This window comes from Pseudonocardia cypriaca (genome assembly GCF_006717045.1).
Classification (GTDB): Bacteria; Actinomycetota; Actinomycetes; order Mycobacteriales; family Pseudonocardiaceae; genus Pseudonocardia; species Pseudonocardia cypriaca.
In genome coordinates this window covers 14,644-28,444 of the sequence record NZ_VFPH01000003.1, presented here as the reverse complement: position 1 = coordinate 28,444, position 13,801 = coordinate 14,644, and the positions used below count along the sequence as shown (strand labels likewise).

15 protein-coding genes are annotated in these 13,801 nt (G+C 72.4%); 8 read left to right on the top strand and 7 right to left on the bottom strand.

The annotated features are described in order from the left end of the window. Window positions 1–17: 17 nt before the first annotated feature. The 4 genes from FB388_RS32025 to FB388_RS32010 form a co-directional block, all read right to left on the bottom strand. On the bottom strand, window positions 18–647 hold the full coding sequence (locus FB388_RS32025) for a Maf family protein (protein WP_142106457.1): 630 nt from the start codon (window positions 645–647) through the stop codon (window positions 18–20). Between the two features lie 428 nt (window positions 648–1,075). Continuing rightward, window positions 1,076–1,291, bottom strand: a complete 216-nt coding sequence (locus FB388_RS40080) for a hypothetical protein (protein ID WP_211362393.1) — start codon at window positions 1,289–1,291, stop codon at window positions 1,076–1,078. 78 nt (window positions 1,292–1,369) lie between these two features. Further along, window positions 1,370–2,608: an enolase C-terminal domain-like protein gene (locus tag FB388_RS32015; RefSeq protein WP_142106456.1), complete on the bottom strand. Its 1,239-nt coding sequence runs from the start codon at window positions 2,606–2,608 to the stop codon at window positions 1,370–1,372. Between the two features lie 142 nt (window positions 2,609–2,750). Continuing rightward, a complete protein-coding gene (locus FB388_RS32010) occupies window positions 2,751–4,451 on the bottom strand; it encodes an enoyl-CoA hydratase-related protein (protein ID WP_142106455.1) in 1,701 nt (566 codons plus the stop codon). Window positions 4,452–5,005: 554 nt separating this feature from the next. Here FB388_RS32010 and FB388_RS32005 point away from each other — a divergent pair. Genes FB388_RS32005 through FB388_RS31990 form a run of 4 tightly spaced genes read left to right on the top strand, consistent with a single transcriptional unit; the run spans window position 5,006 to window position 8,403 of the window. Then, window positions 5,006–7,039: a sensor histidine kinase gene (locus tag FB388_RS32005; RefSeq protein WP_142106454.1), complete on the top strand. Its 2,034-nt coding sequence runs from the start codon at window positions 5,006–5,008 to the stop codon at window positions 7,037–7,039. After that, a complete protein-coding gene (locus FB388_RS32000; protein ID WP_170225944.1) occupies window positions 7,036–7,437 on the top strand; it encodes a roadblock/LC7 domain-containing protein in 402 nt (133 codons plus the stop codon). Before FB388_RS32005 ends, FB388_RS32000 begins: the two co-directional genes overlap by 4 nt. A 2-nt stretch (window positions 7,438–7,439) precedes the next feature. Further along, complete coding sequence (locus FB388_RS31995) at window positions 7,440–7,838, top strand: DUF742 domain-containing protein (protein ID WP_211362392.1); 399 nt, start codon at window positions 7,440–7,442, stop codon at window positions 7,836–7,838. Continuing rightward, complete coding sequence (locus FB388_RS31990; RefSeq protein WP_211362391.1) at window positions 7,822–8,403, top strand: GTP-binding protein; 582 nt, start codon at window positions 7,822–7,824, stop codon at window positions 8,401–8,403. Before FB388_RS31995 ends, FB388_RS31990 begins: the two co-directional genes overlap by 17 nt. A gap of 63 nt (window positions 8,404–8,466) precedes the next feature. Here FB388_RS31990 and FB388_RS39720 read toward each other — a convergent pair whose 3' ends face one another. The 3 genes from FB388_RS39720 to FB388_RS31980 all read right to left on the bottom strand — a co-directional run bounded on the left by FB388_RS39720 (window position 8,467) and on the right by FB388_RS31980 (window position 10,595). Next, window positions 8,467–8,613 (bottom strand): hypothetical protein, encoded by a 147-nt coding sequence (locus FB388_RS39720; RefSeq protein ID WP_170225943.1) that lies wholly within the window; start codon window positions 8,611–8,613, stop codon window positions 8,467–8,469. Window positions 8,614–8,724: 111 nt separating this feature from the next. Then, window positions 8,725–8,967 carry an acyl-CoA carboxylase subunit epsilon gene (locus tag FB388_RS31985; RefSeq protein WP_142106453.1) on the bottom strand — a complete coding sequence of 81 codons (243 nt, stop codon included), beginning with the start codon at window positions 8,965–8,967 and terminating at the stop codon, window positions 8,725–8,727. Beyond that, on the bottom strand, window positions 8,964–10,595 hold the full coding sequence (locus FB388_RS31980; RefSeq protein WP_142106452.1) for an acyl-CoA carboxylase subunit beta: 1,632 nt from the start codon (window positions 10,593–10,595) through the stop codon (window positions 8,964–8,966). Before FB388_RS31980 ends, FB388_RS31985 begins: the two co-directional genes overlap by 4 nt. Window positions 10,596–10,783: 188 nt before the next feature. On the opposite strand from FB388_RS31980, the gene FB388_RS31975 reads away from it, so the two are divergent. The 4 genes from FB388_RS31975 (at window position 10,784) to FB388_RS31960 (ending at window position 13,792) form a co-directional block, all read left to right on the top strand. Beyond that, window positions 10,784–11,590: a biotin--[acetyl-CoA-carboxylase] ligase gene (locus FB388_RS31975; protein WP_142106451.1), complete on the top strand. Its 807-nt coding sequence runs from the start codon at window positions 10,784–10,786 to the stop codon at window positions 11,588–11,590. Window positions 11,591–11,641: 51 nt separating this feature from the next. Next, complete coding sequence (locus tag FB388_RS31970; protein ID WP_142106450.1) at window positions 11,642–12,121, top strand: PH domain-containing protein; 480 nt, start codon at window positions 11,642–11,644, stop codon at window positions 12,119–12,121. Window positions 12,122–12,151: 30 nt separating this feature from the next. Next, window positions 12,152–13,069 carry a hydroxymethylglutaryl-CoA lyase gene (locus tag FB388_RS31965; protein WP_142107651.1) on the top strand — a complete coding sequence of 306 codons (918 nt, stop codon included), beginning with the start codon at window positions 12,152–12,154 and terminating at the stop codon, window positions 13,067–13,069. A 144-nt stretch (window positions 13,070–13,213) separates the two neighbouring features. Beyond that, window positions 13,214–13,792: a Uma2 family endonuclease gene (locus FB388_RS31960; RefSeq protein WP_211362390.1), complete on the top strand. Its 579-nt coding sequence runs from the start codon at window positions 13,214–13,216 to the stop codon at window positions 13,790–13,792. Window positions 13,793–13,801 lie beyond the last annotated feature (9 nt).

Genomic DNA, 13,801 nt, shown 5'->3' with positions numbered 1-13,801 from the left:
GCGAGTCGCGTCCGCGGTCAGCCCGTGGGCGGGCGCCACAGGTCGGTGACCCGGACGCCGACGGCCGCCAGCAGCCGCCGCACCAGGGGGAGGCTGATCCCGATGACGTTGGACGGGTCGCCGTCGATGCCCTCGACGAACCAGCCGCCCAGGCCGTCCAGCGTGAAGGCGCCGGCCACGACGAGCGGTTCGCCGGTGGCGAGGTAGGCCTCCAGCTCGGCGTCGGTCGGTTCGGCGAAGCGGACGGTCGTGACCGCGTGCCCCTCGGCGACCTGGTCGATCTCGCCGTCGGCTAGGCGGAGCACGGCGTGGCCGGTGACGAGCTCACCGGTGCCGCCCGCCATCGCCTTCCAGCGGCGGCGGGCGGTGTCCGGGTCGCCCGGCTTGCCGACGAGCTCGCCGCCGAGGTGCAGCATCGAGTCGCAGCCGATCAGGACGGCGTCCGGGTGGGTGCCGGCGATCCGCCTCGCGACGGTGGTGGCCTTCGCCGCGGCGAGGTGGGTCACCTTCTCGGCGGGCGAGGCCTCGGGCATCGCCGCGAGGAGCGCCTCCTCGTCGACGTCGGCGATCTCGACCAGCGGGTCGATGCCCGCGGCTCGGAGCACTGCCCGGCGGGCGGGGGAGGCGGAGGCCAGCACGACGCGCACGGCGGGTCAGCCTACGAGACCCCCTGAGGCGCGCTGCTCAGTCGCCTCCGCCGCCACCTCCGCCGCCGCTGTCGCTGCTGCCCCCGCCGCTGGAGGAGTGGCCGGCGACGAGTCGTGGCCGGGCGAGCCCGCGGTATCGGACGAGCCGTGCTCGCTCCACCAGCCGGGGATGCTGCGGTACGACCCGACGGACCGCGTCGTCGCCGAGTGCCAGCTGGTCCGGACGCGCTCGGTCATGCGCCGTCTGCGGCGCCGGAGGCGGACTGCCAGGCGTGGCCGCCTGGTCCTCGGACGGTTCGTGGTCCGCGCGGGACGGGTCGCCACGCCGAGTCCGACGATCACGACCAGCGCGAGCACGATGACGAGGACCCCTGGTCCGAGCTCCATCTGAGCTCCCCTACCGGGAACGCGGTCGAGCGGCCGCGGACTCAGTCGCCGCCACCACCACCGCCGCCACTGCCCCCGCAGTCGCTCCCCCCGTCGCTGGAGAACACGCCCCACGAGCCGCCGCCGGAGGATGACCCGTCCGCGCGCTTGCCGGTGCGCGAATGGGCGGTTGCGGCCCGCGCGATGGTCGCGACCACCAGGACCAGCGCGAACAAAACCAGGAGAGACGCTGCAACGACGTCCACGAGAACCCCCATGCTCCTACGTTCCGTCGTCGGCAGTGTGGGGGGCGCCACAGACGGGCCGCCAGCTTCTTGGGCAGGTCTTGATGTCGCTCAGTAGCGCGGCAGCGCGTCGGTGAAGTTCGGGTCCCGACGGCGCATGTAACCGCCGTCGTCGCGCGCCGTGCGGCCCGCCGCCCGGTACCGCTCGTGCAACTCCTCCACGCGGCTCTCGTCGACCTCCACACCGAGCCCGGGGCCGGTGGGTACCGCGACCGCACCGTCGACGATCTCGATCCCGCCGGGCACGACGACGTCGTCGGCCCGGTTCCACGGGTAGTGGGTGTCGCAGGCGTGGTCGAGGTTCGGGATGGCCGCCGCGACGTGCGTCATCGCCGCGAGCGACACCCCGAGGTGGGAGTTCGAGTGCATCGACACCCCGACGCCCATCGCCTCGCAGATCGCGGCGAGGTCCTTCGTGCGGCGAAGGCCGCCCCAGTAGTGGTGGTCGCTCAGGAGGATCTGCACGGCGTCGGTGCGCACCGCGGGCAGCAGGTGCGCGGTCTCGACGACGCACATGTTCGTCGCGAGCGGGATGCCGGTCTCGGCGTGCACCCGGCTCATCCCGTCGATGCCGAGCACGGGGTCCTCGAGGTACTCGAGCACGCCGTCGAGGCGCCGGGCGACGGCAAGGGTGGTCTCGTGGCTCCACGCGCCGTTGGGGTCGATCCGCAGGGGGAGGCCCGGGAACTCCTCGGCGAGCGCGAGCAGCGCCTCCACCTCGCGGTCGGGGTGCAGCGCCCCGGCCTTGAGCTTGATCGACCGGAAGCCGTACCGGTCGATGAACGCGCGGGCCTGGGCGACCACCCCGGCGGCGTCGAGCGCCTCGCCCCACTCGTCGGGTTCCGCGTCGAGGTGGCCCGCCCACTTGAAGAACAGGTATGCGCTGTAGTCGACGCGTTCCCGCAGCGCCCCGCCGAGCAGCTCGCTCACCGGCTTGCCCAGCAGGCGGCCCTGCGCGTCGAGCGCGGCGACCTCGACGGGGGCGAAGCTGGTCAGGCGGGCCCGCGGGCCGAGCTCGGGCCGCAGGCGCCGAAGCACGGCGTCGACGGCGGCCTCGATGCGTGACGTCGCGAAGACGTCGAGGCCGAGCACGGCGTCCCGGACGGCCGGCACCACGTCGGCGGGCAGGGCGTCCCCGCGCCCCTCGCCCCAAGCGACGACGTCACCCGCGCGCAGCCGCACGAGGGTGCGCAGCGCGAGCGGCTCGTGCACGCCTGCGGCGTTGAGCAGCGGCGGGTCCGAGAACGCGATGGGGACGACCTCGAGCCCGGTGATCCGCGTGTCGATCATCTCGGGACCGCTCCCGCCGAGATGCCGTGCCGGAACGCGACCACGGGGCGAGCGTAAGGAGGAGGCCCGTGCCGGTGTCCAACTCCGATTCGGCATGGACCGATGCCTTCACAGCATCACGTGAAGCATCCCGGCAGTGGTGCTAGAAGCCGGCGCTCCTGGCGAGCTCCCTCGCGTCGTGCTGCTCCGCGGTAGCGGCGGGTTGCTTCATCACGAAGGCATGCCGGGCGGCGGCGAAGCCGAGACGGTCGTCGAAGATGTCGTGGCTCATCTCGGCCAGCTCGCGGATGCGGTAGGTCTCCAGCGGCCGGTGCCGCTCGTCGGCCACCCGGGCCGCCGCCTTCGCGGCGAGGCGCTGGCCCAGCCCGTCCGAGGTGGCCAGGCGGTACGCGTGATCCAGCACCGCGGCGTCGAACTCGTCGGGCGCCCCGGGCAGCACGCCGTCGGCGAGCCCGATGGCCGCCGCCTCTGCGGCGCCGATCGGCAGGCACTCCCCGGTGAGCCGCTGCGCCTCCGCGGCCCCGACCCGGCGGGGCAGCGTGTACGTCCAGTACTCCGATCCGGAGAGGCCCATGGTCCGGTAGTGCGGGTTCAGCACGACGCCTGCGCGCACCAGCACCTGGTCGGCCCCGAGGCCGAGCATGACGCCACCCGCGCCAGCGTTGCCGCCCATCGCGGAGACGACGAGCTGGTGGGTGCAGGTGATGATCTCGCGGCAGACGTCGTTGATCGCGTTGATGTTCCGCCACGCCTCAGCGGCCGCGTCCGGCCGGGCCTCGATGACGTTCAGGTGGATCCCGTTGGAGAAGAACTGCCCTCCGCGCAGGACCAGCACCGAGGTGTCCTGGGCGGCCGCGGCCCTCAGCGCCGCCGCGAGCCGGTGGCACTGGGCTGTGGACATCGCCCCGTTGTAGAAGTCGAAGCTGACGATCCCGACGGGGCCGTGGCGGTGGTAGGTGATCTCGCGGTAGCCCGCGCCGGGCGCGCCGAGCGGCTCGAGCGACTCCGGGACGCCGACGAGCCGGTCCCGCAGCACCATCGTGGCCGGCAGCTTGATCCGCGGGCCGTCATCGCGCCTGCGGAGGTGGCCGATCCACAGCGCTCCGTCGCCGGTGCGCACGAGCACGGCCCCGTGGCGCCGCAGGGCGATCGTGCCCGGCTCGCCCGGTGTGGCCGGCCCGCGGTGCGCGTCGAACACCGAGACGGGGAGGCCGGCGAGCTCGGTGCGGACACCGGGGGAGCCGTCGGCCGCGCGGATGCGCCGCAGCACGTGCTCGGTGGGGTCGGACCACGAGAAGGCCCGGTCCACCTGGCGCATCGTGGGCCGGAGGCGGCCGCGGACGCCGGGGCGGGAGTAGTCGAGCGGCCGTGGCGCGAACGTCGGGTCGCCCACCTTCGCCACGACCTCCGCGGCGAGCGCTGCCGCGGCCTCGGTGACCGGACCGGCGTAGAGCGCGCTCTTGCGGGGCGGCTCGGCGGGGAGGGCGAAGGTGCGGGTGCCCCAGATCGGGCCGGCGTCCATCTCGTCGATCGCGCCGAGCGCGGTGACCCCCCACTCCGGCTCCGCGTCGCTGATCGCCCAGTCGAGCGACGACGGTCCGCGGTCGCCCTCGGGCCCGGGGTGGATGACGACGGTCGGCCGGGAGGCCCAGATGTCAGCCGGGATCCGTTCCTTCAGGAACGGGCAAATGATCACGTCCGGATCGACGGCGGTGACGGTCCCCCTCATCGCGGCTTCGGACCCGGCCGTGCGGCTCACGACCTCGTGTCCGGCCGCGCGTAGATCCGTCCAGACCCGCTGGGTGAGGCCATTGAAGGACGAACACAGCAGGAGGATTCTCACGCCGATCTCCGTAGTCGCGATTCCGAGCACAGCGCAATGACGGTTGCCCGAATAGGCGAACCGTGCATCTGCGCTCCCATGACGGGTGCCGGCCCTGACACCCGCGGGGTTTCACTGAACCCTTCCGCCCGCCGCCTCGTTATGGGGAGCGAGAAGAGGTGCGTGATCGCACTGTAACCGGCCGATGGCTGCACTAGACAGCAACGAACGGACGCAGTGCTGCGGCCATTTGGCGTAATTCAGTTAGGCTGAACGTCGCGAACACGCACCGTTCGGTACAGCGCGCCCAGCGGCTGCCCGCGGGCGCTCAGAGACGCTTGGCAGTTACGCTTCGCATCCGGATGCATGCTAGCCGTAATTGATCCTGGTGGCCAGCCAGCTTTTCTCCGAGTCGTGAATGAGCCGAACGGACGAGCTGCAGGGTCGAGCGGTTCAGCGGTTAGGCCATTTCGCGCAATGGCTTGATGACTACCGCTGAGCGTCGCCGTTCGCCTTGTACTGTCCGCCAACCAGGAGCACGGAATGGCCGCCTCGACCGGACGGAGTAGACCTCCATGCAGACCAGTGCGCCGATCGGCCCTCCCGAGGAGGGAACCGACGGAACGGGCCGGGCGGTGAGTCGCCTGCTGGCCTACCTGCCTCGCGGCAACACGCTCGACGACCGGTCGTGGCAGCGACGCCACCGCCTGTTGCAGTGGGTCCTGCTGATCCACGTGCCCGCCATGGCCGCACTCGGCGTCGTTCTCGGCAACTCACCCCTGATCATCGGGTACACGCTGATCGGGCCGGTGGGCTTCCTGGTGCTCGGTCACGTGCTGCGCACGCGCCGACTGGCGTCGTTCTCCACGACGGGTGGCCTCGTCTTCTGCTCGATCGGCCTCGTGGTGCTCACCTCGGGCAGCATCGAGGCGCACTTCCACTTCTTCATCATCATCGGGTTCATCGCGCTCTACCAGGACTGGGTGCCGTTCCTGTGGAACGTGGCGTTCACCGTGATCAGCCACGGTCTCGGCACGCTCTGGATCAGCAGCCTGATCTTCAACCACCCGGCGGCCCAGGCGCACCCGTGGCTGTGGTCGATCATCCACGGCGTCGCGGTGCTCCTCGCGTGCGTCGGCATGGTGATCTTCTGGCGGATCACGGAGGAGGAGCAGACGGAGAAGGAGGCGCTCGGCCGCAGGCTGATCACGGCGGACGCCGAGATCGGGCGCCGTCGCTTCACCTCCGAGATGCTGGTCAACCTCGCGCGGCGCAACCAGAGCATGCTCTACCGCCAGCTGGACATCATCAACCAGCTCGAGGAGAAGGAGCGCGACCCCGACGCCCTCTCCCAGCTGTTCACGCTGGACCACCTCGCCACCCGCGTGCGCCGCAACGCCGAGAGCCTGCTGGTGCTCGCCGGTGAGCAGCCCCCGCGAACCTGGTCGGCCCCGGTCCCGCTGCGCGACGTCGTGCGCGCCGCGATCGCCGAGACCGAGGACCTCGACCGCGTCGTGTTCGCCATCGACGACCGGATCGCGGTGTCCGGTGCCTCCGTCGCCGACCTCACCCACCTGGTCGCCGAGCTCACCGAGAACGCGGTGCGCTTCTCGCCACCGGACACGGCGGTGACCATCCGGGCGAGGCCCGACCGGCGCGACGAGGGCGGCTACCTGCTGACGATCGAGGACTGGGGCGTCGGTATGCCGGCCGCCGACCTCGTCGCCGCCAACGAGCTCCTCGCGAGCCCACGGGAGGTCGACCTCGCGGTCGCGCAACGGCTGGGCTTCCACGTGGTCGCGCGGCTCGCCGCCCGCCACGGCATCTCGGTCTCGCTCGGCAACACCCCCGGTTCCGGCGTCACCGCCGTCATCGCGCTCCCCGCGGCGCTCTTCGCGGTCGCGCCTGCCGACGTCGTGCTCCCGCCCGACACGGGCGTGACGGAGGCGCGGCCGTACGTCACGGGCCGGGTGCACCGCCGCGAGCCGCGGTTCGACGACCACCCGCTGGAGAACACGGGCTGGGTCGAGCCGCTCTCCACGGCCGGCGCCGTGCGCAGCGCGGGCACGAACGGATCGTCGGCGTCCCGCTGGTCCGTGCCGACGGAGATGCTCGGCTCGAACAGGCACGGCCTCGACGGCGCGCCCGACGGTGGCTGGCGCGGGTGGTGGAACCCGGAATCGGTGGGCTCGCCCACCCGGCACACCGATCGTCAGCCCGTCGACGGCGGGCGTGGGGCCAACGGGAAGCGGTCGCCGGGGTGGCACCCCTCTCCCACACCCCGGGATCAGCAGGCGTTGCCCTCGGCCCCGCAGGCGACGTCGAAGCCCGCCCCGGAGCCGGACGTCGCCGACGTCCCGGCCGAGCCGGAGATCCCGACGCCCAGGCGCAACGGGGAGGCCGCCGAGAACGGCAAGCCGGGCCTGCGGCGGCGGGTGCCACAGGCGCACCTCGCGCCGGAGCTGCGGCAGCCGGTGGCGGGCGAAGGCGCAGAGGCGCCCCAGATCGACGGTGCCGCGGCCAGTGCGCTGTCGCGGTACCAGGCGAGCCGGCAGGCGGCGCAGGCCGTCGTCGACGAAACGGGAACGGCAGGAGGGATTCGTCAGTGAGCGGCCGATCAGGGCAGCTGGACTGGTTGCTCGCGGAGTTCGCACGCGACGTGCCCGGGGTCGTCCACGGTGTGGTGGTCTCCGGCGACGGCCTGCGGCTGGCATTGTCCCCCGACGTCAGCGTCGCGCTGGGAGACCAGCTCGCCGCCGCCGCGTCGGGGCTCGTCAGCCTGGCCCGTGGCACCTCGCACCTGCTCGACGCGGGGCCCGTCACCCAGACCATCCTCGAGATGGCCGGTGGCTACCTGTTCGTCTCGTCGGTCAGCCAAGGAGCCACGCTGGCGGTGTTCACGCGCCGGCAGTGCGACATCGGCATGGTCGGCTACGAGATGACGATGCTCGCTGCGCGGGTGGGCCACGCACTCACACCCGCTCCGCGGGCGAGCGCGGGACGGTAGCGGTGTCGCTTCGGGACGCCCTCGGTCGCCAACCGTCCGGCGTGCAGGAGGCGCACGGCGGCCGCGTGGTGCCGGTGTACGCGCTCACCGGCGGGCGCACCCGCTCCTCCACCGGTGCGGAGCTGCCGGTGGAGACGCTGGTGACCGTCACGCCTGCGGGCCACCGAGCCGACGAGCTGCACCTGGAGTACCGCGCGACCGTCGAGCTCGCCGCGCGTCCGATCTCGGTGGTCGAGATCGGCGCGGCGCTGCGCGTACCGGTCGGGGTGGCCAGGGTGCTCGTCAGCGACCTTGTCGACGCCGGGTACCTGGCCGTTCACCTCCCGCCTTCGGTGGACGGCAGCCCGGCGCCCGAGATCTTGGAACGGCTGTTGGAGGGGCTTCGTGCACGCTCACACTGATCCCGACGACCTGGTCCCGCTCAAGGTGCTCATCGCCGGCGGGTTCGGGGTCGGCAAGACGACCCTCGTGAGTTCGCTCTCGGAGATCCCGCCGCTGCTCACGGAGCAGGCCATGACCACCGCCTCCATCGGGGTGGACGAGGCCGACATGGTGCCCACCAAGACCACCACCACGGTGGCGATGGACTTCGGGCGCATCACCGTCGACGACTCGCTGATCCTGTACCTCTTCGGTACGCCGGGGCAGTCCCGGTTCTGGTTCATGTGGGACGAGCTCGCCCGCGGCTCCGTCGGCGCGGTCGTGCTGGTGGACCTGCGCCGGATCGACGACTGCTTCCCCGCGATCGACTTCTTCGAGAACCGGCGGCTGCCGTTCGTGGTCGGCGTCAACCGGTTCCCGGGCGCCGACGACTACGACATCGACACCGTGCGCGACGCGCTCGCGCTGTCCTCGGACTGCCCGCTCGTGTGGATGGACGCGCGGGACCCGCACTCCAGCCGGGACACGCTCGTGACGCTGGTCGAGCACGCCCTCGCCCGGACCTCGGTGGTGCGGGCCGGCTGAGCCGACCGCCCGACGCAGACCGGCCCGCCCCCCGAGGGGGACGGGCCGGTCGGGCGAGGTGGCTCAGAACCCGTCGTCTCCGGGTCGCGAGCTGCCCCGTGCGACGGGTTCGCGGTCGCCGCCCGGGCCGTCGGGCGGCCGGCCGATCGCGGCGATCACCAGGGCGATCACGATGATCGCGGCGATGCCGAACCAGATGACTGCTTCCACCTCGATCGCCTCCTCGTGGCCGGGCGGCCCCGGCCCATGCCCCGAGTGTGGGCTGCACCACCGGGCCCGGCCACCGGCTTGAGGAAGCTTTGAGGTCGGCTTAGCGGCCGGTCAGCGCGGCCAGGTCGACGTGCGCCACGCACCGGGGCCCGGGTGGAGCGGCGTCCGGAACCGCGCGGCGGGATCGGACCAGCGGCTCCGGGCCGGAGGCGTCTCCGGGCCGGGTGCGGGCGCGGCGACGGCGGCGAGCACGACCGTCAGCGCCGCGAGCTCCTCGTCCGACGGCTCGCCCCTGACCACCTGGAACGCCGCCCTGCGCTCCTCCGGCGTGCCCGTCGCCTCGGTTCCCGTCACAGCGGGATGTTCCCGTGCTTGCGCGCGGGGACGGCCTCCCGCTTCGTGGCGAGCAGCTGCAGCGCCCGCGCGACGTGACCGCGCGTGTGCGACGGCGGGATCACGCCGTCGATGTACCCGCGGTCGGCCGCGATGTAGGGGTTGGCGAGCGTGTCCTCGTACTCCTGCTGGAGTTCCACCCTGCGCGTGGCGAGCTCGTCGCCCGACAGCTGGGCGAGCTCCTTGCGGTAGAGGATGCTGACCGCGCCCGCCGCCCCGGTGACGGCGATCTGCGCGGTGGGCCACGCGATGTTCACGTCCGCCCCGAGGTGCTTGGAGCCCATCACGTCGTAGGCCCCGCCGTAGGCCTTGCGGGTGATCACAGTGACCTTGGGGACGGTGGCCTCGGCGTACGCGTAGATCAGCTTGGCGCCGCGGCGGATGATCCCGTTCCACTCCTGTTCGGTGCCCGGGAGGAAGCCGGGAACGTCCACGAACGTGAGGATCGGGATGTTGAACGCGTCGCAGGTGCGGACGAACCGGGCCGCCTTCTCGGAGGCGTCGATGTCCAGGCACCCAGCGAACTGGGTGGGCTGGTTCGCCACCACGCCGACCGACCTGCCGTCGACCCGCCCGAAACCGACGACGATGTTGGGTGCGAAGAGCGCGTGCACCTCGAGGAACTCGCCGTCGTCGAGCACCCGCGTGATCACCTCGTGGATGTCGTACGGGGTGTTGGGCGAGTCGGGGATGATCGCGTCGAGCTCGAGGTCGGTGTCGGTGAGCGCGTCGGCGATGGCGCCGTCGGTCGGCTCCGGTGCCGGGTAGGACGGCGGGTCGGACAGGTTGTTCGACGGCAGGAACGACAGCAGCTCCTTCACGTAGGAGAAGGCGTCGGCCTCGTCCTCTGCGAGGTAGTGCGCCACGCCGGACTTCGTGTTGTGCGCCCGGCCGCCGCCGAGCTCCTCGAAGTCGACGTCCTCGCCGGTGACCGTCTTGATGATGTCCGGGCCGGTGATGAACATGTGGCTGGTGCCGTCGACCATCACGGTGAAGTCGGTGATCGCGGGGGAGTAGACCGCGCCGCCCGCGCACGGCCCCATCACCAGCGAGATCTGCGGGATCACACCGGAGCTGCGGACGTTGCGCACGAAGATCTCGCCGTAGAGCCCGAGCGCGACCACGCCCTCCTGGATGCGGGCCCCGCCGCCGTCGTTGATGCCGATGACCGGGCAGCCGATCTTGGCGGCCAGGTCCATGACCTTGACGATCTTCTCGCCGTACACCTCGCCGAGCGCGCCACCGAACACCGTGGCGTCCTGGCTGAACACCGCCACCGGCCGGCCGTCGATCGTGCCGGTGCCGGTGACGACGCCGTCGCCGAACGGGCGCTTCTCCTGCATCCCGAAGTTGGTGGAGCGATGCCGGGTGAGCGCGTCGAGTTCGACGAACGAGCCGGGGTCGAGCAGCTGGTCGATGCGTTCTCGCGCGGTCTGGCGGCCCTTGGCGTGCTGCCGCTCGACGGCGGCCTCGCTGCCGGCGTGCACCGCGGCGTCCACGCGCTGGTACAGGTCGGCCAGCTTGCCCGCGGTGGTGTGGATGTCCGGCTCGTCGGGGCCGGACGCGAACGGCTCCGTTGCGGCGCTCATGGCCCCGGAGCCTATCGCCGCCCGCGGCTGCGCCGACGCGATGCGCGTCACGCAGCCGGGAGGTTGCACGCGCGGGTCGGCGCGGGTCGGCGCGGACCGGAGCGCGTCCGGCGACGCCCGGCCGCCGTCCGTCGCCCGTGCGTGGAAAGCCAAGCGGTCCCGGTGACTCGCCGGTAGCGTCACCAGCCATGCACCGGACCGTCGAGCCGCTGGACGCAGCCGCCCTTCGGGCTGCGCTCACCGGACGGTGGGAGCAGGTCGACGTGGTCGAGCGCACCGGCTCCACCAACGCCGACCTCCTCGCCGCCGCAGCCGACGGCGCGCCGGACCGCACCGTCCTCGTCGCCGAGCACCAGGAGTCCGGGCGCGGACGGCTCAGCCGCACCTGGGTGGCCCCACCGGGCACCGGGATCACGGTCAGCGTGCTGCTGCGCCCCACCGGCGTGCCGCCCGCCCGGTTCGCCTGGCTGCCGCTGCTCGCGGGGCTCGCGCTGCTCGACGCCGTCCGCGCGGTGTGCGACGTCCCCGCCGGGCTCAAGTGGCCGAACGACCTGCTGCTCGGGGCCGGGCAGCGCAAGGCGGCGGGGATCCTCGCCGAGGTCGCCGACGCCGTCCGGCCGGCCGTCGTCGTGGGCATCGGGCTGAACGTCGCGGCCTCGCCCCCCGACCAGCCGGGTGCCACGTCACTCGCCGCCGAGGGCGCCGTCGTCGACCGCATGCAGGTGCTCACCACCCTGCTGAGCTGCCTCGCCGAGCGGGAGTCCGTGTGGCGGGCAGGCCGCGGCGACGCGGAGGCCACCCGGCTGCGGGCCGACTACCGGCGCGGCTGCGTCACCCTCGGCTCTGAGGTCAGGGTCGAGCTGCCGGGTGGAACGGTCTGGCGCGGCATCGCCGAGGACGTCGACCGCGACGGGCGGCTCCTGCTGCTCGACCCTGCGGGCCACCGGCGCGCCGTCGCCGCAGGCGACGTGGTGCACCTGCGCCCGTCCGGGTAACCGCGCGCGTCCATCTGCGCGGCGCCACCGGACAACGCCTACCGTGGCGGCGTGGCCTATCCGGACGACCTGCTCGTGGAGGACGAGCAGGTGGTCGTTCACCGGCACCCGCACTGGAAGATGCTGGTCGTGCCGGTGGTCGTGCTGCTGCTCGTCGTCGGGGTCGCGAGCTTCCTGGCCGCGGTCGTGAGCGCGCAGAGCTGGGCGCTGTGGGCATGGCTCGGGCTCGCGGTCGCCGGTCTCGCGCTCGTGGGGCGGTTCACCGTGTTCCCGGTGCTGCGCTGGCGCACCACGCACTTCGTGGTGACCGACCGCCGCGTGCTGGTGCGGGAGGGTGTGCTCACCCGCCAGGGCATGGACATCCCGCTCAGGCGGATCAGCAGCGTGCAGATCCGGCAGAGCCTGTTGGAACGGCTGCTCGGAGCGGGCACGCTGGTCGTCGAGGCCGACTCGGACGAGTCGCTCGAGTTCGACGACGTACCGGGCGTGCGGCAGGTGCACGCGGTGCTCTACAACGAAGTGGGGCAGTAGCGAGGTGGAACAGTGACGAGACCCCTTCCGATGCCGGTGCCCGCACCAGGGTTGCCGGAGCACGTCACGATCTACGAGGTCGGGGCGAGGGACGGGCTGCAGAACGAGTCGGCGATCGTGCCGGTCGAGGTGAAGGCCGAGTTCCTGCACCGGCTCGCGGCCGCCGGCCTGCGCGTGCTGGAGGCCACCAGCTTCGTGCACCCCAAGTGGGTGCCCCAGCTCGCCGACGCGGGCGACCTGCTGCGCCTGCTGGTGCGCACCGACGGAGTCGACTACCCGGTGCTCGTGCCCAACGAGCGCGGCATGGACCGGGCGCTGGACGCCGGTGTCTCGCACGTCGCGGTCTTCGCGAGCGCCACCGACACGTTCGCCCAGCGCAACCTCAACAGCACCCTCGACTCGCAGTTCGCCATGTTCGAGCCGGTGGTGAAGCGGGCGCTCGAGGGCGGCCTGCGCGTGCGCGGGTACGTCTCGATGTGCTTCGGCGACCCGTGGGAGGGCGCCGTTGCCCCCGAGCAGGTGGCGGCGGTGACCCGCAGGCTCGCCGAGATGGGCTGCCACCAGATCTCACTCGGCGACACGATCGGCACCGGCACCCCCGGCCACGTCGACGCGGTGCTGGACGCCTGCGTCGCCGCCGGGGTGGCCGTCCGGCAGCTCGCCGTGCACTTCCACGACACCTACGGCCAGGCACTGGCCAACACCCTCGCCGCGCTGCGCCGCGGCGTCCGCACGGTCGACGCGAGCGCAGGCGGGCTCGGCGGCTGCCCCTACGCCGAGTCGGCCACCGGCAACCTCGCCACCGAGGACCTCGTCTGGATGCTCGACGGCCTCGGCATCGGGCACGGGGTCGACCTCGACGCACTGGTCGCGACGAGCGTGTGGATGGCCGAGCGGCTGGGGCGGCCGTCGCCTTCGCGGGTGGTGCGGGCGCTCGCGGGTGACTGACGCCGCGGCCCTACGGCGGATCACGCACGAAGAGGGGTCGTGGGACCGCCGTGAGGTGCCGCTAGCAGCGGTTGGCGCGGCGCGAGCGGTTAGTCCTGTCGGTGGTGTGCGACACAATGAACCCACCTTTCAAGGAGGTGCGCGGTGGCGCTGCCGATCCCCCGGGAGCTGATGACTCTCGACGAGTGGGACGCCCTGCCCGAGGACAACTCGGCGCACTACGAGCTGCAGGAGGGCGTGCTCGTCGTGTCGCCGAAACCGGCAAGAAAGCATCAGCGGGCGTTCGTGCGCCTTGCCTCGCAAATGGAACGACAACTTCCCCCGGACTGGGAAGTCCTTCCTGACTTCGAGGTCGTCGTGCAGGCCGAGGGGCCGGCGACTGTCCGCGCGCCAGACCTCGTGATGGTTCCGACGGAGGGGCCGGACAAGCATGTGCCGGCGAGCGAGGTTCTGCTAGCCGTCGAGATCATCTCACCCGGGTCCCGCAAGATCGACACCCACATGAAGCCGTTCGAGTACGCCGACGCCGGTATCGGGCACTACTGGGTCGTCGACCTCGACCCGCCCGCGCCATCGATCACGGTCTACGGGCTGGGCGCCCCGGATGACGGCTACGTGGAGAGCCAGACAGCGACCGGTGAGCTCATCGTGGTGGAGCCGTTCGAGATGCGGATCGACATCGGCGCGCTCATCGAGCGGAGGCCCCACCGATCGGAGGGGTGACCTCGCGGG

Excerpts from the sequence above, each read along its gene's own strand:
- FB388_RS32005 (WP_142106454.1), top strand. The coding sequence starts at position 5,006 with ATGCAGACCAGTGCGCCGATCGGCCCTCCCGAGGAGGGAACCGACGGA.
- FB388_RS32015 (WP_142106456.1), bottom strand. The coding sequence starts at position 2,608 with ATGATCGACACGCGGATCACCGGGCTCGAGGTCGTCCCCATCGCGTTC.
- FB388_RS31965 (WP_142107651.1), top strand. The coding sequence starts at position 12,152 with ATGCCGGTGCCCGCACCAGGGTTGCCGGAGCACGTCACGATCTACGAG.
- FB388_RS31980 (WP_142106452.1), bottom strand. The coding sequence starts at position 10,595 with ATGAGCGCCGCAACGGAGCCGTTCGCGTCCGGCCCCGACGAGCCGGAC.
- FB388_RS31975 (WP_142106451.1), top strand. The coding sequence starts at position 10,784 with ATGCACCGGACCGTCGAGCCGCTGGACGCAGCCGCCCTTCGGGCTGCG.
- FB388_RS40080 (WP_211362393.1), bottom strand. The coding sequence starts at position 1,291 with ATGGGGGTTCTCGTGGACGTCGTTGCAGCGTCTCTCCTGGTTTTGTTC.